This window comes from Paenibacillus aceris (genome assembly GCF_017874035.1).
In the GTDB taxonomy this organism is placed as follows: domain Bacteria; phylum Bacillota; class Bacilli; order Paenibacillales; family NBRC-103111; genus Paenibacillus_E; species Paenibacillus_E aceris.
In genome coordinates this window covers 216,873-241,843 of the sequence record NZ_JAGGKV010000005.1, presented here as the reverse complement: position 1 = coordinate 241,843, position 24,971 = coordinate 216,873, and the positions used below count along the sequence as shown (strand labels likewise).

Genomic DNA, 24,971 nt, shown 5'->3' with positions numbered 1-24,971 from the left:
CGTTATTCCTCCTGTTACTCCATAAGTTTCCTAGCTAGCCATGCAAGATCTTCGATGTCGATTACCCCGTCAGCGACAACGTCCGCTGCTTTAATCGTCTGCCAATCCGGGCTGTTGGAATCTTTCCCGTAATGCGCAGCGATCATAGCGAGATCGCCGATGCTTACTTTACCGTCAGCGTTGATGTCTCCTGCTACGCCAGGGACGACTCCTGTGAAACGAATGTCTAACGATGAGGAAACAGCTTGCGTTTCAGTTCCCTTTTCGTCTGCCAGCGTGGCATTGATGACAGAAATAGTTCCTGCTGCATCTTGGATAAGAGGTTTCGCTCTAAATGTTAGCTCAGCTACTTGGGCAGTTCCCGTAACAGCATGACCGGGACCTTCGCTTGCCACAATCAGACGAATCTTGCCTGCCGGCTCCTTCACGATTCGAACAATTTGCATCTGATCCACGAGCGGTCTTGCCGATACGAATTCCATGACATTCGCATCATAATTCAGCGTGATGTCCTGTGCGTACACATACTGTGTCACGCCGCTCAGCCCGAATCGAACGGTAAAATCAGTTCCTGCCGGAACGGCTTCAGCACCGGTTAATGTGGTTGACTGCTGTACCTGCTGCGCTAGATGATACGTGATCGTGTATACGAGGGTCATCTTACCGTCCTCGGATTTCGCAATCACCTTAGCCGTGCCTGGTGCCGTAACCGCCGGTACCACTGTAACGCTCGTATTGTCTTCCCCAATGCCGGTGATTTGCGGAATGCTGGCTGTGCTAGCTACGTTCACACTGTACGCATAGCTGCCCCCTGTTTGAACAAAGTCGCGAAGGATGCTTTTTCCGTCGAGCAAAATATCTTTGACCTTCGCTTCGCTGTTTGCCTTCGGCTGCTTGTCGAATATTTTCAACTCCGTAATTGCTAAGCTCTTACCTGGCTTCGCGACCATATTCAGTCTCAGCGAAGTCGTCTTCACGCTGTCGAACGTATAGAAGTTGGCCTGTCTTAAGGCTGGTGTTGCCGGAACACTCTTTAAGCCTGTTACATCCACCCACGTATCGCCAGACTTATACTGGATCTTGAAGGAAGCAGGGAACGATGTGCCGCTGTCCTCAAACCAATGCACTTCCATATTGTCTACATCGTATTCCTGCGGCGCATAATCTCCGAACGTGATGGACACCCAATCGCCCTGACGCGGTGTGCTCTGCCAATTCGTCCAACGATTTTGCGGCGTTGCCTCGTAAGAAATAACATCATCATTGATCGACTCGATGAAATCATTGGAAGTCGGGCCTCTATTCGTGAACGAGGCTTCAGCCTTCGGATAATCGTAGCCATTTTTGGATCTGCTTATATTTAGCTCGGAACCTATTTCATCGGTTACTCGGATATGCGCTTTTGCTTTGAACCCAGTACCGGCAATCGTACCTTCGATGTCAAATTCCCCTACTCTTCCTGTACTTCCTGCTGGAATATCCCCCCAAGCGGTAGCCTTCTGCTCCTCAGTTCCGTCACTGTAGAATACCTTCACTGTCTTCGGTAAACTGGGCATCCGGTTCTTCAATACGACCAGCGTAATATTTTCAGCGGATAGAGCGCCTTTAACAATCACTTTGGCCATCGCTTTGAGCGTTGTTCCCTGCACAGTACCTAAGACAGTAAACTCGCCTAATTTATTGTAAAGGGCAGGATCGATCGGATCCCATGTGACATTCACATCAGCTGGAATACCTACATTGAAATTAGCTGTTACCGTTAGAGGCAGAACAGGAGCGGAGCCCTTGTCTACAACGATGTTCACAGGATTTAAGCTGACCATGCGCTTCTCGACTGAGCTTGGAGCGATTTGGAACGTAAGCTCCTTCGTCGTTACAGTCACGTTCTCGTAACTCACTGTCACCTTCACCTTAACCGTGCCATCTTTAAGCGCATACAGCTTGTTATTCATAATTTTGATATGGTTTCCTTCAAAAGCGTAAGTCGGATTGGAACCGGTCAAATCCATCACTTCTCCGCCCTCGAATGTTCCGCTTACCTTAAGGTCAATGATGTCGTCGACGACAAGGTTCGTTTTATCGGCAGTCACACTTGCTGATACCAATTTGGCCTTCTCGGTTGACATATGAATCGTATATATCGCGTCTGCCAAGCCATTTTCTGATGTGACATAAATTTTGGCCGTACCTGGCAATTGATAGGCCGGCAAGATCGTAACGGATGCATGGTCGCCCGCCGTTGCCGTCAGCTCAGGCACCTTGCTGCCATACGGCAAGCTGAGCTCATAGCTTTGTTGATCCGGGTTGAAAGCACTCAACAACTGACCATTCACCGAAATCTCGTTAAGTTTAGCGGTTGAACCCATCACCAGCTTATCCGCATTGACCTCGACCTCTGTCAAGGCAACAAACTTGTTCGTCTGCGATGCGATCATGTGGAATTTCAGCTTATTCGTCCTTACTGCGTCAAATGTGATCGTGTTTTGCCCAACGACATACGGTGTGGGACTAACTTGATGGTCTACATTCACCCATGCTGAGCCGTTCCAATACTGTACCGCCACGCTTTGCGGCACTACCGTGTCTCTATCCGTAAATACGAACAAATTCAGATTATTAATGGAGTATGATTCGCCAAAATCTACCGTTATGGAGTCGCCATCATTACGTGGCGTGCGTGTCCAATTCGTCCATCGATTGACAGGCGTATCGTTATAGCTTTTAATCCCGTCATTAATATGGCTTAATTTATCATCCGGATTCGTAAAAGATGCCTCCAGCAGAGGATAAGAAGAACCCGCCTGGGATCGCATAATATTAACGGAATTACTCTCGCCAGTGACCCTGATCGATGCTTCAGCCTGTAGATCAAGTTCAGCGACGCTGCCCTTTATGACAAAGGTTCCCTCCTTAGCGATAAGATCTGCCGGTATGGCGTTCCAAATGACCGCCTTTTCCTTCGTCGTGTCGTCGCTGTAAAGTACAGTAACCTTCGATGGCAAAGCAGGGCTAACACCGACCTTGGTTACGGTTGAATACGGCTTAACCGCTGCAGCGCCTTTCACAATAACCTTGGCTTTTACCTTTTCGGTTACCCCCTCCACAGTACCCTCGACATCAAATGCGCCGACTTTCGCATATAAGGCAGGATTCACTTGTTCCCAAGTGACAGGCTTCGTGGCAACGGACGAATCGCTGTACAATACTTTCACTGCAGCAGGCAGTACGGGCGCCTCGTTAACCTCAACGCTTACATGGATGAGTTCGAACCCGGCCACCGTTTTCGTATCGCGGTCAGCGGCCGGTACGGTAATGACCCTAACGGAATTGCCAGTTAATCCTGCGGCCGTTGCGTTCAGAACGATCTCGCCCGCTTGCTTATCGGATTGCAGAATCGCCAACGCTTTGCCGCTAAACGCCTTCCGTTTGTTATCCTTATAGCGCTCAACGCTTGCCGCATTTCCGTTGTCAACACCCGCCAGCTTGCCGCTGCCCGAGAGGCTGAATTGAATCAGATTGTCAGCTGTAGGCACAATTCTACCGGCGCTGTCTACGATATCAGCTGTTATAAAAGATAAATCCGTGCCATCTGCTGTAATCACCTGCTTGTCGGCTGTCAATCTAATCGCTGCAGGCTCACCTGCGGTTGTCACCTGATCTCTGCCGATAATCGTTCCACTCGCATCCTTGGCCACTGCTTCTAAGGTGCCCGCTTCATAAGGAACCGACCACTCCAGATAGGTCTTTCCAGCCGAAGTTTCCTTATATGCAGCCCCCCAAGAAGTTGTCTTGGATTCATAGCTGCGCTCGCCTAATGATCTGCCGTTTAACAGCAGTTCTACCTTCTGCGCGTTCGTATATGCCAATACCCGGACGGTATCTCCCGTTTTCCAGTTCCAATGAGGCAGCAAGTGTACCATCGGTTTATCGCTCCATTGGCTCTGATAATAATAAAAGATATCTTTCGGGAATCCGGCCGTATCGACTGCGCCGAAGTAAGAACTTTTTGCAGGGAAGGAATTATAATAAGGAGTTGGCTCGCCAATATAGTCAAAACCAGTCCATATAAACTGTCCCGCGACATGTTTTAAATCACGGTCTCTCTTCCACGCATCCTCGGCCGTTCTGCCCCAGCCTACATAGTCATTGTCATACGAGGATTGCTGCATATCCGCATACGTCGTGCTCTGATTAGATTGATTCGGGTGTGTATAAACCCCGCGCGAACGCGTTGCCGATGAGGTTTCGGCACCATAAATAACCCAGTTTGGATTTTGCTGGTGGTAACCGGCATAATTATTTTCGGAATAGTTAAGACCTACAATATCTACGGCATCGAATATCGCTTTAATATTCGCGTTTAGAGCTGTTACATTGACCTTATCGCCTCTTGTTTTATCCTCGCCGATGGTGGTTGGCCGCGTTGTGTCGATCTCTTTCACCCATTTAACCAGATTACGGGCCGTTGTGACTCCGCTGGCACTAGTTGTATCATAAATTTCGTTGCCCAGAGACCACATGATGATCGAAGGCTCATTCTTGTGGTTATCAACCATCTCCTTCACGTCATGCTCCCCCCAAGTGGAAAAGAACCTGCCGTAATCATACGTTTTCTTCGATTGATTCCACGCGTCAAAAGCTTCCTCCACAACCAATAGTCCTAAGTTGTTACAAGCTTCTATAAGTTCCGGAGAGGCAGGATTATGGGTAACCCTAATGGCGTTTACACCCATATCCTTCATAATTTGCATCTGGCGCTCTACGGCACGATAGTTCGTAGCTGCACCCAACGCGCCCAAATCATGATGCATCGATACCCCATGCAGTTTCATATACTGCCCATTTAACGAGAAGCCGTCATTCGGATCAAATGTAAAATACCGAAGCCCCAAGCGTGTTTCATACGTATCCACGACTTGGCCGCCAACCGTTACTTCTGTGACAAGCTTATACCTGTAAGCGTTATCGACACTCCACAGCTTAGGATTCATGATTTCAGTATGATCAGCAAAATTAGCAACCACGCCGGCTTGAACGGTTTGCTCCGGCGATTCGACAGACGCTACAGCTGTCCCGGCGCTGTCCACAATCGTTGATTTAACCTTTATTTGCGCTGCTGCGCTTGTTTCATTTTTCACTTTTGTGCTGAGGTTTACACCGGCTTTGTTAGCTTTGTAATCGTTTTCCAAATGTGGTGTCGTTACGAAAGTGCCGTATCTCTCCACGTGGATGGGATTCGTTACAGAGAGGTATACGTTTCTGTATATCCCACTGCCCGAATACCAACGACTGCTAGGCTGAATGTTGTTTACTTTCACTACGAGCACGTTTTCCCTGCCGTCCGTATATGCCTTTCCAGTCACGTCATACGTAAAGGCATTATAGCCGTATGGATAGGTGCCCAGTAGTTGCCCATTCAGATAGGCCGTACTGTTCATGTAAACACCGTCAAAGTCGATAGAAAGTCGTTTATTTTCCATCGTGGATGGCAATGTAAACGTTTTGCGATACCAACCGGTACCGCCATCCAAAAAGCCCCCCTCATGCGTAGCAGGAGACTGTGCATTGAAATCCAGCTCCACACTCCAATCGTGAGGCAAGCTCAGCTGCCTCCAGGCTGAATCGTCATAGCTGGGCAGCTGCGCCCCGGTAAGGCTCCCGCTCGTTTCCCTTTGGAAACGCCAATTTTCATTGAAATTGAGTCTCCTTTCTCCATTGTAACTAACGGCTTTGCCCGTTGCGGCAAGACTGGCATCCGAAGTTGCCACCTGCTGCGCCTGCGCCATGGGTGGGGGAAGTACATTACTGGAAAGTAAAACGCCAATCAAACAAAATGCTGCAATCATTCGCCTCTTCACTTAACATCCTCCTTCATTTTCTCCTTTTAAAGAGACTAGATGCACAATGTCAAGAACCACATCATGCCTCTAGCCTTGTCGCTGCTCTCACTTGCTTAGATACAAAATGTTTCATTCACTGCATGCGGAACCCTGCATTAAGAATAAACATAATGAAAGCGTTTAAGAATGATCATTTTAGAAGTAAATTGATATTATTTATACTATTTCTCGAAATTTCCCTCTATAAGCCCTAGGACTATATCCTGTCGCCTTCTTAAACACACGGCTGAAATGTTCAGGATTCAAGTAACCAATCTGTTCGCATATATCGCTAATCTTCATGTTCATTCTCAATAAGCGCTTCGATTCCTCAATACGATGGTTTGTTACATATTGAACGAACGTACACCCAACCTCTTTGGAGAATTGCTTGCTTAAATAGCTTTCACTGACACCGACCATTTCACAAATGAAAGACAAGTTTATGTTTTCGCGATAATGGGAATCCACCAATTGTTTTGCCTTCAAAACGGGGAGACTATTGGGCTCATCTCGCGTATTACGGCTTTCATGAGTGGCGCTGTAGATACTGTGGCATATTTGCCTAAGCCAAATGAGCGTATCCTCCAATGTCTGAGAATTTTCGATTGCCTCAAAAGGATAGCTAATCTTGCAATCCAATTCATCCCAACGCAACCCTTTTTGATATAAAAACGTCCCGATTCCCCAAATGAAATCAGCAAGCACCTCTTTGGTTACAAGGGGATCCGATCCTTTGTTTCTCACGATGATCTTCATGATTTGTTCCAGCTTGTGTTCCCATGCCAACTTGTCTTCCAGCGAAAAAAAGCGGATAAAGTCAACAATTATCCTCTTAATCTCTTCTTTCTGTGCCGTAAGCTTCGTGCTGTCCTGCTCGACATGCGCATGTTCGGGATAAAATATTCGGCCGAATCCTTCAAAATAAATCTTAGCCGCCAACTGCTTGGCTTGATCGTACAATCGGCGCCAATCTTTTCTGCTGTTAGCTGTGTCGCTAACCCCAATGGAAACTTTCATATTCATGTATTGTTCAATGCGGGTCTTTATTAACTGAAAAGCGAACTGGATTTTATAGCGGCTTGCCGACCAGCTCCTTTCTTCGGGAAGCGTTAAGAACAACACATAATTATCAGCATCTTGCCTGTCATACAGAAACGGAATCGACATGGAATGAAGGACAGTCTGAATCGTTTGGGCAACGATACTTCCCTTCTTGGTATCGCTCATCCATGGCTCCGTTTGCCTCTTTATACACATCACTGCGGCTACCTGATTAACTTCTCCGATACTTTCACAGATTCGGGCTGTTAGTTGATCGTACTCAAACTTCTCAACCTCAGGGTTAATGTGAATAAGCTTGCTAATGTATTGTTCTGTTTTCGTCCTGCCCCATTCATTCGCTTCTACGTGACTAATCCTTTGCGTCGATTTAAGTTTAAGTGTTTGGATCGCTTTCGTAACAACACGAATGAGATGCTCCTCGTCTAACTCCGTTTTCACTATATAATCTAGCGCTCCCAATAAGAAGGTATGTCTTACGATTTCATAATCGCTATTTGCGCTTAAAATAATCCATACCGGTGGCTTGCATATTTCACTAGCGTTGCATTCACGCAGCAGATCAATTCCACTCATTTTTGGCATTTTGATGTCAGTAATCACCACATCAATGTCACCATGCTGTCGCAAAAATGAGATCGCTTCCGCCCCATCATTGGCTTCGCATACGATTTGAATATTGAAGTCATGCCAAGGGATCATTTGATGTAAGGCAAGTCTTAAGAGCGGCTCGTCATCCACAATCATCATCTTAAACACGTTATGCCGTCTCCTTTATTCAAAGAATGCCGACCTCTTACCTAACCGCCTCTAGCTAAAGTTACCGCTATCATGCGCATAATACACGATATCATCCATTTATAAAATCCCTCTCACTTTACATTTATAGCTCTATTTTGACATGTTAGTTTATAATCCCAATGAAATTAGCGGATACCTATAGAGCAGTATCCGCCAGCTTCACCCGCTATTTCGTTTATTTCACAGCATCCATCATGTTCCTATATTCCTTCGCGTGGTACGGTCCGCCTTCTTTCATAACGGTCCACAACGGATCTGTATCCTCTTTCATAGTCAGCATCATGTCATCGTGCCATTCATTAAGCAAATATACAGCTTTCATGTGGATATCGCTTCTTTCTTCAACGAGATTGTACTGTTCGTAAGGATCATTTTCCAAGTCAAACAGCATATCTTTGGGAAATCCGTGATAACCGTCATGATATGTTCGGATATACAGCCAATTCTCAAATCTGACGCTTCGCTGGCAGACATGTGCGCACTGGGAAACAACCAAGTAAGGCCTGCCTGTATTCGCACCCTTCGTAATGCTTTCCGCATAGCTCAAACCATCCCAAGACTCCGGTTTCGGCGCACCAAGCAAGCTTGCCAGTGTAGGGGCAAGATCCAGCTGATAATGAAGCCCCTCGTCTACGCTTCCTTTAAGGCCGCCAGGCCAGCGGATGATCATCGGAATTCGGCAGGTCCCCTGGTCCGCTGTCCCGTGCTCGGAGTAAATACCTAATTCCCCCATATTCTCCCCATGATCCGCACTAACAACAATCGCTGTATCCGCTAACACGCCGAGCTTGTCAAGCCTTTGCATCACTTGCCCGATATGCTCATCCATATAACGAATGGCGCAATCGTAATTGTCGATAATCGTCCTTAAATCGTTATGCCGCTCAATCGTTTGGCTGTGCCTTGGATGTCTGTAATAATGCGACTTGGCAAGCTTATTCATATCTTCAATGCTGTGCTGCCCCTTTTTCAGCTTATGCTGCAGGAATACATCTTCCGTGATCCATGCCGGCATAGGTTCGCTAACAAATGGGTTGCCTACGTGCTCCGGCGTCCTATAAGGCGTATGCGGATCCCAGAAATTAAGATGCAAGAACCAATTTTCTGATTTTGCATTATCTTCCAGCCATTTGAGTGCAACGGGCAATACTTGTTCTGCCGATTCTCCGCCTCTGCCTCCAATATTTAAAACTTCATTGAATCCCGCGTTAAAGGTCCATACGGAATGTCTTTCTGAGAAGGTGCTGATCGATGCCGTCTTCATGCCCATTTTACGCAAAACGCCAGGAAGGCTTTCCGTCGCCAGCCGGTCGCTGAAACCGCGCTCCATCCCTTCGCGCCTCATATCCGCAGCCGTGCCCCCATGGCCGACGACGCCGGTGTGGATCCCGAATCTGCCCGACATTAATGCCGATCTGGAGGGCATGCACGGAGCATCCGAGCAATAGTAGTTGGTAAACCGAACGCTCTCTTCGGCGATGCGGTCGATATTAGGCGAAGTCGCACGATGGTAACCATAGCAGCCCAAATGATCAGGACGCAAAGAATCTAAATCCAAATAAAGAATTCTCATAGGTCATGTAACCTGCCTTTGATGTATTTTGTTGTTTGTGCATCTTCTGTAGTTAGCCCTTTACGGCCCCGGCAATCCCATCTACAAAGTAGCGCTGCAGGAACAGGAAAATAACAATAATCGGAACGATAGCAATCGTGCCTCCGGCCGCAATCCCCGTCCAATCCACCACATTCTCTCCCCGAAGTGCATATAGTCCAACGGCAAGAGGCCGCAGATTGGGAGAACTGAGTGTTAAAATTAACGGAATCATAAAAGAGTTCCAGGACCAGATGAACTGCATGATCGTCACACTGCCGACGATTGGCTTCGATAACGGCAGCATAATGGTGAAAAAAGTGCGAAAAAATCCACAGCCGTCCATTATGGAGGCTTCCTCCAACTCTTTGGGAATCTGGCCGAAGAAGGTAGCAAAGAGCAGGATAAAGATGATGTGCGCTCCTCCCGCTTCAGCAAGAATAACACCAAGTAAATTGTTCATCAGCCCCAATTGTTTGATCAAATCATAGATCGGAATAATCGCAAATTCCATCGGGACAATCATACTTGCGACCAAAACCGCCAAAACCGGCTTCTTCCCTTTAAAAGCGTATCGGCCTAGTACATATCCGCAGGTTGCCGTTGCCAGAAGTACGATGAGAATGGTGCTGACGGAAATAACGACACTATTCAAAAAATAGCGTTCAAAATTCGCTTCGTTCCATGCTCTGACCAGGTTCCCCATTTGGAAACTGGTCGGGATCAACCGGAGTCCATTTGTGAAAAATTCGCTCTGTGTCTTGAAGGAAGCCGAGACCATCCATAGAAACGGATAAATCCAAACGAGGCAAAAGGCGGTCATGACGACGTGGAACAATGATAATCTTAAGATTTTCATGATTTTGCACGACCTTTAATTCGTTTACTCAGCACGGATTGAATCACCGCGAGAGCACTGATTGTTACGGCAAAGAAGAGACCGGCAGCCGATGCGTACCCTAGTTGCGGAAGTCCCATTTCACTGGAAAAGGCGTATCGGTAAATATAGGTGGACACAACATCCGTTGCGAAGAACGGCCCTCCATTGGTCATGGTTTTGATCAAATCGAACACTTTCAGGGAATTGACGACATTTAGCAGGAAAATGACGGCTCCTATCGGCAGAAGCAGAGGTACGGTAATATGAAAAAATAATTTACTCCCTCTTGCTCCATCCACTTCAGCAGCTTCATACAGATCCTTGGGTATCCCCTGCAGCCCGGCAAGCCAATAAATCATGTTAATACCGAGATTTTTCCATACTGAAATGAGGATCACGGTAAACATGGACCATTTGGCATCTCCCAGCCAATTAATCGGCGTGTCGAGCCATCCTATTTTCAATAACGCATCATTGACAGCTCCGTCGCTGCCCCATATGAAAACCATGATAATACCGACAATCGATGTGGTTGTAACAACCGGCAGAAAGATTAAGGTCCGGTAGATGCCGGCCCCCTTTATTCTGGGACGATTCAAAACAACGGCAAGTATTAAGGGGATGAACAGATTAAGAGGCACGACGCCGAGCATAAAGGTAAAGCTATTTTTAAATGCGTTCCAAAAGTATGGGTCCTTCGCTACTTGAACGAAGTTATGAAGTCCGACATAGGTTGCATCGGAGGTTAGCCCCGACCAATCCAAGGTGGCATAGTACAAGCTGGCTGCAATCGGCCAGCCTTGAAACAATACGAAAAGCAATAACGTCGGAAACAGGAATAGCCAACACCATAATTCAATTTTCCATTTGGTTTTCACGATGCGTGAACTCCCCATTATTTGATCGATTTGTAATCTTGTTCTAAGTAATTTTTATCGGCGCTCCAATTGGAGAATGTGAAATCATTTCTGTCTACCTTCGCGCCTTCCGACTTCGCCTTCGCAATAGCCGTATCTAACGCTTTATTAACGAGAGCGGAGTACTGCTTCAACGGAGCGGTTGGATCTTTGATCGCCCCGGCTACGACGCCTTGCAGGATATCGCCAACACCAGGTTGAACATCCTTATAGTTCCCATACACGCTTGTAAGCTCAGGGTTTCTAATCTGAGGATTCGGAATTAATCGGGAAGATTTCTGAACGATGTCATAGTATTGCTTAAATTGCGGAAGGAGGCAGTCTCATTCACATCCTTTAAGATAGAGAAACGGTCTCCCGCTTTCACCAATACGGACTGGTACTCTTTACTGAAGTATTCCTTTAAATAAAGCGCGGCCTCTTTCGGGTGCTTCGATGTCTTCGATATCCCGATCCAAGGACCTATGGTTGACTTAGGCAAATATCCCTTTTGTCCATCGTCCGGCACTGGAGGCATCATCACACCGAAATCCAAATTAGGGTTATCCCGTTTCCACACACCGATGGACCATTCCCCCTGCAAGATGAAACCAGCCTGGCCTTCCCCAAATAGAGCGCGAGCTTCAGGTGCGGAAATGCTCATCGTCTTCGGATGGAAACTTCCGTCGTCCTTCATACCCTTGAACAAGTTCATAACATCGACAACGGCTTTGCTGTCATAATTCGCGTCATGCGTGACCAAACTGATCGGCGATTGTTGGTTTAACCCGCTGCCGCCCAGTGCGGACCAGTCCATAGCCGCCAACTTCCAGCGGCCGATTTGCTTGCCGCCCTCAATGATGCCGTACGCCTTGCCTTTACCGGCTTCCGTAATTTTCTTTGCCGCCTCGCGGAATTCCGTATATGTTTTTGGCGGGTTGTCGGGGTTCAAACCGGCATCTCTAAACAACTGCTTATTATAATAGACAAGCGTACTCGGCACACTCGAAAGGGCAGGAATGGAATAAAGCTTGCCGTTTAACACAGTCGAACCTTCCACGAACACACCGTCAATGAAGCGGCTCTTAAAAGCATCATCGAGGTAATCGTCTAACGGGAGATACCATTCTCCTTTAACCGCCATACTGAGCGACATATTGCCGGGAATAGGGAATAAATCCGGTGCATCTCCTGATTTGATCGCTGTTGTGATCGTATTCTGGAATTGATCAACGCTCATTAGCGTATATTCGATTTTGATATTTGGATATTTAGCTTCAAAATCTTTCATAAACTTCTCGCGATAGGGCTTCTCGCTATCTGCCCAGTCCATCACACGCAGGGTAACTTTCTCACCCGTTGGCGCTGCTTCGGCTTTATTTCCGGAAGTTCCCGCTGCAGGAGTTCCGGTACTGGCTGTATTCACAGGCGAGGCAGAGCAAGCTGTAATGATTTGTACAATTAGTGCAGATCCGATTAAAATCGCAGCATATTTCCGTTTTTGTACCATTGGCATTTCCCCCTTTAATATGACAAATATTCGCAGTTAACCTTATTTAGTGAGCCTTTAAGTTGATTGTATGCGCTATCATTTCCTCCTCGCCCTAATCTATACTCCATATGTTATCCTACAAACTATCCTCAGACCATGTAGGCACGATTCCACTTTTTGTACTTTTGATACTTTTTCGATAATTACTTGGAGACATGTGGAAAGCTTTCTGAAAAACGCGATTGAAATGCGACGCGTCATAGAAGCCACATTTTTGGGAAATATGCTCAATGGTGTTTGCAGGGTCTTCCAGCATTCTCTTTGCTTGTAAAACTCTCATTTTTTGCAGCATCTGCATCGGGGTAAGATCATATACCTTTTTAAATGCCCGGCTAAAATAAACAGGATTCATATGGTAAATGTCCGCCAATTCCTCACGCGTAATATTTCGCTCCAAACCCTTTTCGATATAATGAAGCGCATAATTGAACCTGTTGATCTCAAACGTATCTCTGGACGTACGCTTTTCTCCGATTTTGGAGCTTTCTACAATCTCATGAAGCAGGAAAAGAGCAAGAAAACCCGCCTGCACGGACTCATGCTCATTGTTATTCTGCTGCCACATGTCTTTCAGTTCGTCGAACTTCTTTTCATACAAAGCGGTATCTCTGATTGTAATAACCTTATTCAAAGGGAACATCGTAAAGAAATCTTCTCCCTCCCTGACAGTCAGTTCAATACTAAAGAGAAAGTGAACGCCTTCCATCTGCGATATCACATTAAAAGGCGTATCAGGGCGATGAATCATGACATCTCCGGTTCTGGCGATATACTCCTTACCGTCATCCGTCGTGATCACCTCTCCTTGTTTGATATAGGATATCGTCAAATAAGGTTGGGTGAAATCAAACATGAACCGGGAGTAATATTGTATTTTTTTCACATCAAATAACGCTATGGCAAATAGATCTTTCACCTGTGCGATCAAAGCAGGGTCACTCCTTGTTTAACTTGTAATAGATGTTGTATTCGCTAGGATTTGGTCATATCCTCCACTAAGTAACCAACTTCCGCAAGGTCCTCATGTATGATCCTGGTTCTTCCCGTCAAGCTCCATTCCAAACCGTCCGACGAAGCAAGGTAAATTGGCAAATAAAAAGTAAGCCCATGCGCAATTGCATGGGCCTCTCATACAGCTCCTCCGTGCTTATCCCCTCTGGGGATGATGGTTATTGTAAATATCTACTCGGATAACCAATCCCCAATAATCAGTTGCGCAATGGCTGCCAACTCTCGAACTGTAATCTCACCTTGACCGAACAAGTCTGCTTTCTCAATGCTGCTCCAGTTCGGATCTGTGGATTTCACGCCATAATATTTCGCAACGATCGAAAGATCCCTGATACTTACTTTGGTCTGACCTGGCACAAGGGTAATGAGTTCAGACTGGAAGGCAGTTTCCGCTTCAAGCAGTGCTGCTTTAGCTGCATCGACTTGAGCTTGTGTTGCGCTTACATTGTTCTTAACTGTAACAGCTGTGCCCAGAGCTGTCTTCAGCGCTGTAATGGCACTAGCCGGGTATTGGCCGACTTTCGTTCCAGCTGCTGCTTTGTTAACCTTGGACTGTAAAGCCTCGATGGCCGCACTTAATACCTGCTTGTCAGCCGGTATTACAGGAGTAGTAGACGGGTTGATGCTTTGTTTAAAGACGGTGATCGCTGCATTCAGACTAGCTGCCGCTTGATTGACATCAGCTTGTCCTGCCGATGTGTTATCCCGAACGCTAACCGCACTTGCAATGGCCGCTTCGAGAGCAGATTTTGAAGATAGAGGGTATTGACCTGGTTCCGAACCGATCACGCTATTACTCAATACTTGCTCTGCTTGTATAACGAGCGATTGCAGCTCCAACTTGTCAGCCAGCTTCACCTGGATGGTTGCAGTAGCTTCTGCCGTGGTTAGTAGGACAGGATTTCCATCGGCGTAAATCCCGAAATCATGCAGGCTCACATTCGCCGCTCCCGCTGGAGCGTCAGCTTTCACATGGCCATGAAGTGTAATCAAATTGCCTGGGACGGCCTCCGTTTGTCCGAAACGAGCCAGCAGGAGAAGAATTTGCCCCAGCCCCGGTTTAACGCCGGTACCGATCACCTGCAAGCCGGCTTGGACAGTCGTAAAGGCACTTTCATCCAGTGTAAGTTGTCCCTGCTCGTTCACCTTAGTCGCAAATTCGATTCTGCTCGGATCGTAGTAAACCACAGTGCTCACGGTCGTAAAGGCTTTATTTACGCCTTGTACGCCGACATTCAGGTCAATCGGTTGGCTAACAAAAGCTTCACTAGGCGATTCAATAACTGGGTTTCCAGCGATTTTGTCGATCGTATTGACGTTAGCCGTTACGCTTCCTTTGTTACCAGCTGCATCTACGAATTCGAACGTAAAGCTGCCGTTCTCGCTGAACGTGTAGCTCGCCCGACCGCCGTTATTCGTCACCGTAACCGCTTCGCTTGGTGTAATCGTTGCAGTCACATCCTGATTTGTAGGAGCCGTCGTGCTGTAGGCTACCGTTGCCGTTGGAACGGACGTATCCAGATTAAGGCTTAGCGTATGAACGACTTCCTCGTTCCCGGCTTTATCTGTCGAATGATACAGAATTGTGTTCACGCCATCCTGATTGACCGTAACCGGTGTCGTATACAGATTCCAGGTTGCCCCGTTATCCAAACTGTAAGTCGTATCCGCTACGCCGGACAAGTCATCGTAGACACTCAAGCTGACGGTAACCGGATGGATGTACCACCCGCCCAATCCGTCCGGTAATGGCGGCGTTGTCTCCGCCTTCGTAACCGGCGCTGTCTTGTCCGACTGCGTCAATACCACTTGATCGTATACATAATACTGTTTGGTTCCAGAGTAGCCCAGACTTAACATGCCGGCCTTTCCGTCTCTCCCGAATTCGAAATAATTCGGCTCCGTAGAACCTTGGTGGTAATCAAAATGCTCCACTTCGATTCGCTTCGGATTCGAGCCTAGCTCATCGGTTGCAAACTCAATCCAGTCGACTTTGCTCCCTGCGCCGGCCCAAGTTAATACGAGGCTGTTCAGCGCATCGGATACGCTATCCGCCTGGATCGGCGTCCAGTTCGTAACGATAAAATTACTCCACCCTGAATTCTCGGAAGCATCAATAGAAGCGAGTTTCTTGGCCTTCGAGGAATCGAAGTTCCTTACGCCAAGAACATCCGTATACAACACGATGTTGGAAGGCACTCCCTGCACGTAGGAATAGCGAGCCCGCACATATTTATAGCTGTTTGCGACTTTCGTATCGTTTCTCACGACCACTTCAATAATCTCCGTCGTCGAATATGGCTTGCCCTGCTGACTTACTTGAATGCGATAGTTTCCTGGCGCCGCATTGTCCCAGGTGAACTTGCCATTCTCGATCTTGGCGTTATTCCCCGGTACCGCTGCGCCAAGCGTATCGCTTGCAAGCGCTTGCCGGTACGTCACGGCATCCAGCGATACGGTGACATCGCCAGTGACATCCGGATTTTTCACGAAGTTGAACGCGACATGGCCTGGCGTAGTCGTTACTGTTTTGTTCGACGTCAGATTCGGACTCGTCGGGTCTTTGGTCGAGTCCCCGGTTTCCACCTTCCCATTATTCGGATCGATCGATATCGAAACCAGCGGGTCTTTCAGAACTGTAACGTAACTTCCGTCCGTCGTACTCGTCACCGGCACGCCTGCCGAACCGTTCAAATCTTTATATTGGATTGTAAAAGCCAACTGCCCAGGCGGCGTATCCTTAGTAACCGTATATACTGCAGTCCAATGCAAACCGTCTGTTGAAGCCGCTCCGATTTCCACACCAGGAATGACAACGGAAGCCTCTTGAATCGGTTCTTTAGAAGTGAATGATAGCGTTACATTGTTGCCAGTACCGGCTTTCGTTGCAATTGTTCGGTTGGACTTGATATTCACATCGGAAATGAGACTGACCCTATTGGATGTCGTAACGGTGTCGATCAACAATTGCGGCCCTAAGCTGCCTTTTTCCCTAGAATAATAATAGTGTGAAATATTATTCGCTGTAAGCGAGGCAATACCCAAACTAAGTTTCTTATCCCCGGCAAGCTCGGCTAGCACCTGCGAGGTTACGTCAATATCCACAAATTGTTGGGCAGGAGGCATCTCCCATGTGCCCAGATCCGCGCCTAATGCAGGCTTGTTATTGTAGTTGGTCGTGGTTTCTTCCCAACTGTCATCGCTTACAAACTGTACTTTATCTGTGAAAGTCCCGCCAACAATAGAGGATGTAAGGCGTAGCTTAGCCGATGTTACATTGCTGGATACGCCCGACAAATTGAAGCGAACAAATGTTTCACGCGGGACAAAAGCCGAATTTCTCACCTCAAGATTCGTATTTTTACCATAGTTCGCAGTTGGTACGCTTGCACTCACCATCGTATCTGCCTCTGCGCCGATTGTGAGGCTCTTAACCTGGCCCTGACTCTTCGTCTTTTTCGTGTAAAGCAATATCCTCGCTTGTTTACTTCCGTTCTCCTTCGCATAATAAAAATGAGGAACGTTGTCTGTCATCTGAGTTTTGATAAGCATGCTCAACTGTTTGTCGCCGGCACGTTCGCTGTTAACTTGAGATGTAACATCAATGTCCACATCATTCTCTGCCGATGGCATGCTCCATACACCCAAGACAGCTCCACCCGCAGGCTTGTTCTCATCGGTAAGAGTCATTTCCCCCCATGAATCATCACTGACAAACTGCGCCTGATCGATAAAAGTACCTGTCGATGCGGATGTCAGCCGAAGTTTCGCAAATGAAACGTTTTCAAGCTCAGGTATGTTACTTAAATCAAATCGCAAGTAAGCTTGACGAGGCGTCCTGAGTTCCACTTTTTTACTATTTCCATTGTTCGTTGTTGGACTTGATGAATTCACGAATGCATCTGCGGCCACATCGATTTGAATGAAATCCGCATGACCTACTGTATGGTTGATCACCCGCAGCTGATCTCCTGCCGGGCTATTCATCACCAATTTTCCAATATCCGATATAGCAGACGACCGGGTATTAAATATGAATTGGTCCGCAATCTGAATGTCCGGCTTGCCACGCTGAGAGATATATACGTTATACGTTCTCGTGTCCAAATCGGCAAGTAAGGTAACATGATAAAGCTCATTTGCTTTATATTCGAGTTTGGCACTTTGCCCATAGCTGCTGCCATTCCGAACATCGAAATAACCGTCGGAATTCAATCGGACAATCATTGGCAAATCAGACTCGCTGTTCACGACGGAAGATTGTCCCGTATATCCGATCATGCCTCCGCTTTTATCAGCTGCCGGGATCAGGTCAAATTCAATGGATTGAACCCCTGAATGTCCGGCACCCAAATCGAAGCTGTTCTGATAACCGGAAGAAGATGACCATGAAGGTACACCTACCGCATAGATATAATCACCGGAAACGGTAAAGTTGGAAATCGGTTTGCCATTCAATGTCACTGCAGTGGCACCGGGAGCTCGCACAGCAACAGCCGAAACGGCACTCGGGTCACTCGCAGCAATGAGATTCGATCCGTTAATCTCCAAAGTCGTGCCGTTCCAATCGACAGCAATATCGCTCACAGGCATTTTGGATGCAATTAGGTTTGCTCCGCTATTCTCAAGGGTTGTTCCTGATTTCATGATGGCTGATTTGACCGTATCGCTGCTCGTCTTTTCGATATAAGCCAGCTTCCCGTCAAATGAAAAGGTATCAAAGTTGCGTCTGAACTGCGGATTTTCTTCGTGAGACACATAATAATAACCCGAAGTTCCAGCATCTCCGATGTTGTCAACCTTCAGCGAACTGGCAACGGTAGTCGGGACAGATAGGTCAATTCGACTGACTTTGATGTTGCGATTCTCGCCGCTGGCTGTCGGATATAAGACCGTGTCAAATGTAGTGTTTCCGGACACGTTCTTAGTATAGGAAGCATATGTGGCGTCCGACACCGAATAAAAAGCATTGGAATAATAGCCATGATCGAGCGTAGCCGTAAATTGCTCAGGATCGGCAGGCACGACTTGGATATTGCCGTAAGTGTCGCCAAAGACGGTGCTTACTTTTTTGGTAGACGCATCTAACGTTGGCTTGGCTGTAGGCAAAAAGTGCCATGTTTGCTGGTACTTATTTGTTCCGGAAGGCGCTTCCACAACGTCTGAAACAATTGAGAAGGACGATTTCAGGAAAAGCGTGTCACGCGAATGCTTGAATCCAGGCACATTTTGGGTAACACCCGTAACAAAGTTGAACTTGCTATTATCCGTCCAATCTTGCATCCAACCCTCAGACAGATTTTGAGCCGTATCATTAATTTCTATCGTATTATGCGCTTCGGTTGAGAATCGCAGCCAGTTGGCAATCGGATCGTCACTGTAGGAATACGCACCGGGATCAACCAATAAGGGTCTGCCATACGCATAATAAGTGATGGCGTTATCATCGGGATGCCTGTGTGGCGCCGCTTGTTTCACATTCGTAAACAAATAGCGGTCATTCGGCGACCATCCGCTGCGCATAATGGCACTTTTACTGTCCGGATACAGAATGGACGTGTAGGAAGGCTTTGTGCCTTCCGCTCCCGAAGTTCCTACATAACGTAAGGCGTCATCGTTAGTAATATCACCTATTTGTTTGATCGTACCTTTGAGATCGGTGTACTGGCTGTCCCCTAAAGTGGCCGCATAGCCGTTGGGAAACGAAATATCGGCCAGATATTTGCCTAAATGGTTCAAATTATTGTCAAATGCTCCTTCGAAAGGCACATTATTCATCGCCCCGAGTTGTTTAATTGCAATCATAGGAGCGGTTGTTACTGTCGTATAGGTATCACTGGACTCCATGTACGAACCATCTTTATAAATCAATGTCGACATTAGAAAGTCAAATCGGGAATAGGACGTGGACAGCCAAGTGGTGGAATCGGTAAACTCAGGGAAATAAATGCCAAGGGTATACAACCCCTGTGTTTCAACCGTTCCGTGGTTGCCATCGGGACTAAAGCCGCCAGGCGTATTTAAGTAATCACCTATTTTCCAGAACGTTTTCAATAAATCCGTATTGGACTCAGCATTCATGGAGGAACTCTCTCTTAGCACATGGTAAGCTTTTACCCAACTAGCAGCCCGAATGCCAGTATCAAAATTTCTGGGAAATGACCCTGCGCCAGACACACTCGTAGAGGCATCGCCATCAACAATAAAATCAATCAGGTAGTCGATATATTTCGCCGCATAGCTTTCATTCCCCGTATTGATGTATTCCGCTATAAGAGGATCAAGCCAGTAAAATCGAGTGATCTGATAATGGTATTCGATATCTGCAATATTTGGGGTAGGACCAGCCCAATCCGTACCCGAGGACAACCCTTGCCAGGAAAATGTTTTGCCATTATGGTTTGCATATGTGAGCGTATTCTCATCCCAAGCCGTGTCGCCGGATTTATAGATCATCACATCTGTATTCTCATTTAATTCGGAATACCCTGATAATTTCAGCGTTGCCGCAGTAACCGTTCCTTTAATCGTCGATAAATCAAAATTCATATAAGCTTTACGCGTATTCGAATCATAGGGAGCGCCGGATTCCTGTACCTGAAGCAGTGACTCTCTGGCGTGGATAACCGTATCATTGCCGCGAATATAGGTGTCCTTCGTGGACGTCAAGTTTGCTGTATGAGCGCCCGTTGCATCTGAATATTGGATCTCAAGCGTGGGGCGGCATTGCGCGAGCGTTGTCAGTGAGCAATCCTGCTCACGACTGTAAATATTCGCTCGATTCGTACCCTTGTAGCGTCCCATCAGCATGAAGCTAAGATTGGAGCCGATGGCGCCTTGTACCGTAGAAAGCAAATCCATGGTGTACTGTTTGGGCGTGTGCTCAACGGTAAAGGTATTCAAATAATATTCTTTAAGCGGCGTTGCAATTTGGTCCATCAAGAGAGGCACCATAGCTGGATTTGAAACGTAATCAGTCGGAATCGTTCGAGTTGTTCGATTTTTATAATAGTTCAGCAAATCCGTTTTAGCCTGATCGTAATTGCCAGCTTTTACATTGGATTGTACGGTGCTTAACCCTGGAAAACCATCGTAGTTCAGTTTGCTCGGTGTCGTCCATCTTTGCCCTGTTTGATCCCAAACGCCAAAAAAGGACGCATCTGACATATTGCTCACACCAGAGGAAGCGCTTACAGTTTTAGGAAATAAAGTTAACACTATTTGAGCAAAGACTAATAGAGCAACGAGTAAACAAGAACCCCTTTTTTTCTGTACGGCCAATAAATTTCTCATCATGCTACCTCCCGTGTTATACGGATATTCACCATTCTTTGAAAACTTGCGTTGGATGGGTTAGTTCGACAATAACTCCATCCAACAAGGTTAAGAACTCCCTTTGTTTTACCATTACACACCTAACTTTTTCAAGAGGAGCTAATTACCATATCATTATCCTTAACGACAACATGATAACGCTCCCTATAACCGAATTCGAAAACCCCATCCATCACCTCCTTAATCTGAACATCAGGCTGCGGCTCCCCTTTATACGGAATAAGAACCGTCAAAAAGCTCTTCGAGCCGTTATAGCTGCCCTGAAATTTAACTCTAGTGGAAGGCCTTGCAACATCATTCATGTCCGATAGTCTTCCCGGCAAAAATTCCAGCTGCCCCTGCTCACTAGTAAAGATGGCCAGATTCGCGATATCGCTTGCTGCGATTATGCCGCCCGCAGCTTCTTTCACATCTATAAAATCAAGATGAAAATAGCGCTGCACGCTATGATGCTCCAAACCCTCTACCCGATCGGCAATCACAACGAACTTATCACCCACGAGCGAAATATGGCGATGATGGACAATCGGCTCATAATTCAGATGGCAAGCGCTTGCGAGTTGGTAGAAGCCTCTGTTTTCCACCTTGTATATCTCTCCCTTTTTTTGCGGACCATAGTCCCAGGAGCCTCTATATTCAAAGTGATCACGGTCATCAATGAGAAGTGTGGAATGAAAGTTCGAGCTTTTAAACTGCTTGCGGTCTTCATCCTCTCTGAAGCAAAAAAGACCCGGATCGCAAATCATATCCTTACCTAGCGCAGTAAAATCAAAGCTCATAAGATCTATATGGGCGTGCAAATTTTGAATCGGGCTGCGGCAAGTAAACAAAAAGCTAAGCGCCTCGCGATCCCAACCGCTGCGAATAATCGCTTGATGAAGCGTGCGATTCCAAAATGTAGTTTGCTTATCGCATGTATATCGCTTTTCCTTTAGAAAATGTAAATCACTAACGAATCGCTGCACATCTAGCGCACGCCATACATGCCTGCTTGCCTCCTGCATAATTTCGCTCGTATCCATCAAGTTAGCAGCAAGACCCAGCCAAGTCATATCCCCCAAAGCAAAATAACCGTATACACCGCCCATAATCGCAAGATTGTTTGCATGTGAATCACCCACGGGTACACATTTGCCTGTCGGCCTTAGCGAATAGATCGAGTAATCCAGATTATTCTTATAACGTTCCATATATGGCTCCGAGAACTGGAAGCCAAAGCGCTTAGCGAGCACAACGGCAAGGCCAAACCAGAACATGCAGCCATTATGATAGGATGGACAGCCTTCAATTTGTCCGCCATCCTCCGTCAGCTGGGCAAAGCAGCACTTCTCGATGCCATCGATCGCAAAATCTCTCCATTCCTCCGATTCCTTCAGCTCGGGAAAATAAAGCGCTGTGGTCAAAATTCCCAAGCATTCCATCAAATAATGGTTATGATCCGCTTTGGGCCATAGCTGTGGCGATACTTTACGTAAGATTGTGATCTGCTTATAGACGGCAGCTACATACTGCTCCAATACTTCCTCCGTAAACAGATCGGAATGTCCCAGATGCTCCAAGACAAGCGGCCAGGTCTTGTAGCTGCGAATGCCCAGCTCCAGCGCACGGAGCGGATGACATTCCGAATAATAGCTGATCGGCAGACCGATCATGTCCTCAGTAATTTCTACGGTTTCGATCCAATTCAGCATCTCTTCAATCACTTTGCGGCCATACTTCTCATTCTTCGTTAAAGAATAAGCCTCCAATAAATCCTGCCAATCATTCATGCGGTTCAGCTGCCACAGATACTCATTATCATTATGTCTACGCTCCAGCCAGCGAGGTGGATTGCCTACAAATTCCCTTACGCCGCCAGTACCAGGCAGCATGAGCATGCCTTGATAAGCAAGCTCTGCCTTAGCTATCGTCTGCTGCACAAACTCCGGCATATGACTGGAAATATAAGCGCTCTTTACGTCCATCTTCTCTAGGCGGGAACGCAAATTGCCTAATAGCACCGTTGTCGAAATCGGCTCCTTCAGCCATTTTTGTATGCTCATTGGTTCATCTCCCTACTTAGTCTTACCAGAAGCAACTCTTGCTTTCTTAGCCTTTTAAAGCTCCGACCATGACTCCTTTAACAAAATATTTGGAGACAATCGGATAGAAGAACAGGATAGGCAAAGTCGCCACCATGATCGTTGCATACTTGATCGTTTCGGCAAGCTGAAAGCCCTGATCGGCTCCGCTTGTCATGCTTTCTGTCGAGTTGGCAAGCAGTATTTCGCGTAAAACGAGCTGTAGCGGGAATAAATCCCTGTCTTTTAGGAAAATCGAGGCATAAAACCAGCCGTTCCATTTCTCTACGGCATAAAACATGATCATAACGGCTATGACAGGCATGGATAATGGCATAATGATCCGAAACAGGATGACAAAATGATTGGCCCCGTCTATTTTTGCCGATTCTTCCAAACTATCTGGAATAGCCGAGAAGGAGGTTCTCATAATAATCAAATTAAAGGTATTGACGGCAAATGGAAGTACAAGCGCCAATAATGAATTGTAAAGTCCAACTCCTTTTATCACCAAATAGAGAGGAATCAAGCCGCCCTGAAAGAACATCGTAAACAAAATAATAAAAATGAACACGCGATTCCATAATACGTTCTTTCGCGACAAAACATAAGCGCCAAGAGAAGTCAGGAGCAGATTTACAAATACCCCCAAGACAATAATGATAAACGTGTTGCTGTAACCCGTTAGAATACTTTTATTGGTTAATACTTGCTTGTAGGCATCGATATGAAATCCATACGATTTTAGAAGCAAGCCTTTATGGGCAATAAGAGAGCTTGCATCGCTAATCGAAGCCAACCCTACATAAACCAAGGGATATAGGGTAACAATAACAAGTACAAGCATAATCATTATATTAACTGCATCAAATACCTTTTCGGACCGACTCATTCGGTTCATGTCGTCCCTCCTCCTTACCACAATCCATTTTTACTAATTTTACGGCTGATCTGGTTAGCTGCTACTAATAAAATCAAATTAATCACTGAGTTGAATAGTCCTACAGAAGCGCTGAACCCCCAGTTAAATTCCAATAAACCTTTGCGATAGACAAAAGATGAAATCACATCGGCCGTGCTGTAAGTAACCGGATTATAAAGCAAAATAATTTTCTCAAAACCGACATTAAGCAAATTGCCCATCCTCATAATGAACATAATGGCGATTGTAGGAGCAATCCCTGGTAATGTAATGTATAGCATCTGCTTCAACCGGCCGGCCCCGTCAATCCTGGAGGCTTCGTATTGCTCTTGATCGATCCCCATTAAAGCGGCCATATAGATAATGGATTCCCATCCAATTTTTTGCCAAATTTCAGAGATAACATAAATAGGACGGAAATACTCTGGCTTTTGCAGTAATGCCTGCCCGTCACCGCCAAAATGAGCAATGAAAGAGTTAATAAAGCCACCACTATTCGTGAAGTCCGTTAAGATTCCGCAAATGACAACCATTGAAATAAAATGAGGCATGTAAGAAACGGACTGTACAAACCTGCCGAAAAATTTGTTCTTCAACTCATTCATGAATAGGGCTAACAAGATCGGAGCTGGGAACTCAAATAGAATGGAATATAGACTAAGGACAAGTGTATTCTTGAGAATACGCCAAAAATAAAAACTGTTCATAAAATCCTTGAAGTTCTGCAAGCCAACCCAATCGCTCTCCATAATTCCTTTCACTGGAGAGTAGTCCTTAAAAGCAATTATGGCTCCATACATGGGCGCATAATGAAAGATAGCATAGTAAATAAGGACTGGAAGCATCATAAGATATAAGGATTTATTCAGAAGAAAATCCTTCACGAATAGATCTTTCTTAGTAGTCATAAGGTTTCCTTCTTTCAAATTGTAGGATCTGTTTGTTGTATAGAAAGGGAAGGACTACCCTTCCCCCTTCTCAT

General features: G+C 46.3%; 12 protein-coding genes. All 12 read right to left on the bottom strand.

Features of this window, described 5'->3' with window-relative positions; translation table 11 throughout:
* Window positions 1–14: 14 nt before the first annotated feature.
* The 12 genes from J2Z65_RS11915 to J2Z65_RS11860 all read right to left on the bottom strand — a co-directional run bounded on the left by J2Z65_RS11915 (window position 15) and on the right by J2Z65_RS11860 (window position 24,897).
* Complete coding sequence (locus J2Z65_RS11915; RefSeq protein ID WP_167066168.1) at window positions 15–5,858, bottom strand: Ig-like domain-containing protein; 5,844 nt, start codon at window positions 5,856–5,858, stop codon at window positions 15–17.
* A 198-nt stretch (window positions 5,859–6,056) separates the two neighbouring features.
* Window positions 6,057–7,691 (bottom strand): helix-turn-helix domain-containing protein, encoded by a 1,635-nt coding sequence (locus J2Z65_RS11910; protein WP_240160004.1) that lies wholly within the window; start codon window positions 7,689–7,691, stop codon window positions 6,057–6,059.
* A 226-nt stretch (window positions 7,692–7,917) separates the two neighbouring features.
* The gene (locus J2Z65_RS11905; RefSeq protein WP_167066174.1) at window positions 7,918–9,315 is read right to left on the bottom strand and encodes a sulfatase family protein; all 1,398 of its coding nucleotides are present in this window, start codon (window positions 9,313–9,315) and stop codon (window positions 7,918–7,920) included.
* Window positions 9,316–9,367: 52 nt separating this feature from the next.
* The gene (locus tag J2Z65_RS11900; protein ID WP_167066177.1) at window positions 9,368–10,192 is read right to left on the bottom strand and encodes a carbohydrate ABC transporter permease; all 825 of its coding nucleotides are present in this window, start codon (window positions 10,190–10,192) and stop codon (window positions 9,368–9,370) included.
* Entirely contained in the window at window positions 10,189–11,091 is a 903-nt protein-coding gene (locus J2Z65_RS11895; RefSeq protein WP_205301077.1) for an ABC transporter permease subunit, read from the bottom strand. The genes J2Z65_RS11900 and J2Z65_RS11895 overlap by 4 nt, the downstream gene beginning before the upstream one ends.
* A 17-nt stretch (window positions 11,092–11,108) precedes the next feature.
* Window positions 11,109–11,354 carry a hypothetical protein gene (locus J2Z65_RS11890; RefSeq protein WP_167066183.1) on the bottom strand — a complete coding sequence of 82 codons (246 nt, stop codon included), beginning with the start codon at window positions 11,352–11,354 and terminating at the stop codon, window positions 11,109–11,111.
* A gap of 38 nt (window positions 11,355–11,392) precedes the next feature.
* The gene (locus J2Z65_RS11885; protein WP_167066186.1) at window positions 11,393–12,619 is read right to left on the bottom strand and encodes an ABC transporter substrate-binding protein; all 1,227 of its coding nucleotides are present in this window, start codon (window positions 12,617–12,619) and stop codon (window positions 11,393–11,395) included.
* A 118-nt stretch (window positions 12,620–12,737) separates the two neighbouring features.
* Window positions 12,738–13,589: a helix-turn-helix transcriptional regulator gene (locus tag J2Z65_RS11880; RefSeq protein WP_167066189.1), complete on the bottom strand. Its 852-nt coding sequence runs from the start codon at window positions 13,587–13,589 to the stop codon at window positions 12,738–12,740.
* A gap of 254 nt (window positions 13,590–13,843) precedes the next feature.
* Window positions 13,844–20,839, bottom strand: coding sequence for a CBM96 family carbohydrate-binding protein (locus tag J2Z65_RS11875; RefSeq protein ID WP_167066192.1), 6,996 nt, complete (start codon window positions 20,837–20,839; stop codon window positions 13,844–13,846).
* Between the two features lie 257 nt (window positions 20,840–21,096).
* Window positions 21,097–23,049, bottom strand: a complete 1,953-nt coding sequence (locus J2Z65_RS11870; RefSeq protein WP_167066194.1) for an alginate lyase family protein — start codon at window positions 23,047–23,049, stop codon at window positions 21,097–21,099.
* Between the two features lie 46 nt (window positions 23,050–23,095).
* Entirely contained in the window at window positions 23,096–23,968 is an 873-nt protein-coding gene (locus tag J2Z65_RS11865; RefSeq protein ID WP_167066197.1) for a carbohydrate ABC transporter permease, read from the bottom strand.
* A gap of 14 nt (window positions 23,969–23,982) precedes the next feature.
* Window positions 23,983–24,897, bottom strand: a complete 915-nt coding sequence (locus J2Z65_RS11860; RefSeq protein WP_167066200.1) for an ABC transporter permease — start codon at window positions 24,895–24,897, stop codon at window positions 23,983–23,985.
* Window positions 24,898–24,971 lie beyond the last annotated feature (74 nt).

Bases quoted from the DNA above. Each gene is read 5' to 3' on its own strand.
- J2Z65_RS11905 (WP_167066174.1), bottom strand. From the start codon at position 9,315: ATGAGAATTCTTTATTTGGATTTAGATTCTTTGCGTCCTGATCATTTG.
- J2Z65_RS11875 (WP_167066192.1), bottom strand. From the start codon at position 20,839: ATGTCAGATGCGTCCTTTTTTGGCGTTTGGGATCAAACAGGGCAAAGA.
- J2Z65_RS11860 (WP_167066200.1), bottom strand. From the start codon at position 24,897: ATGACTACTAAGAAAGATCTATTCGTGAAGGATTTTCTTCTGAATAAA.
- J2Z65_RS11910 (WP_240160004.1), bottom strand. From the start codon at position 7,691: ATGATGATTGTGGATGACGAGCCGCTCTTAAGACTTGCCTTACATCAA.
- J2Z65_RS11885 (WP_167066186.1), bottom strand. From the start codon at position 12,619: ATGGTACAAAAACGGAAATATGCTGCGATTTTAATCGGATCTGCACTA.
- J2Z65_RS11865 (WP_167066197.1), bottom strand. From the start codon at position 23,968: ATGAACCGAATGAGTCGGTCCGAAAAGGTATTTGATGCAGTTAATATA.
- J2Z65_RS11870 (WP_167066194.1), bottom strand. From the start codon at position 23,049: ATGAGCATACAAAAATGGCTGAAGGAGCCGATTTCGACAACGGTGCTA.
- J2Z65_RS11900 (WP_167066177.1), bottom strand. From the start codon at position 10,192: ATGAAAATCTTAAGATTATCATTGTTCCACGTCGTCATGACCGCCTTT.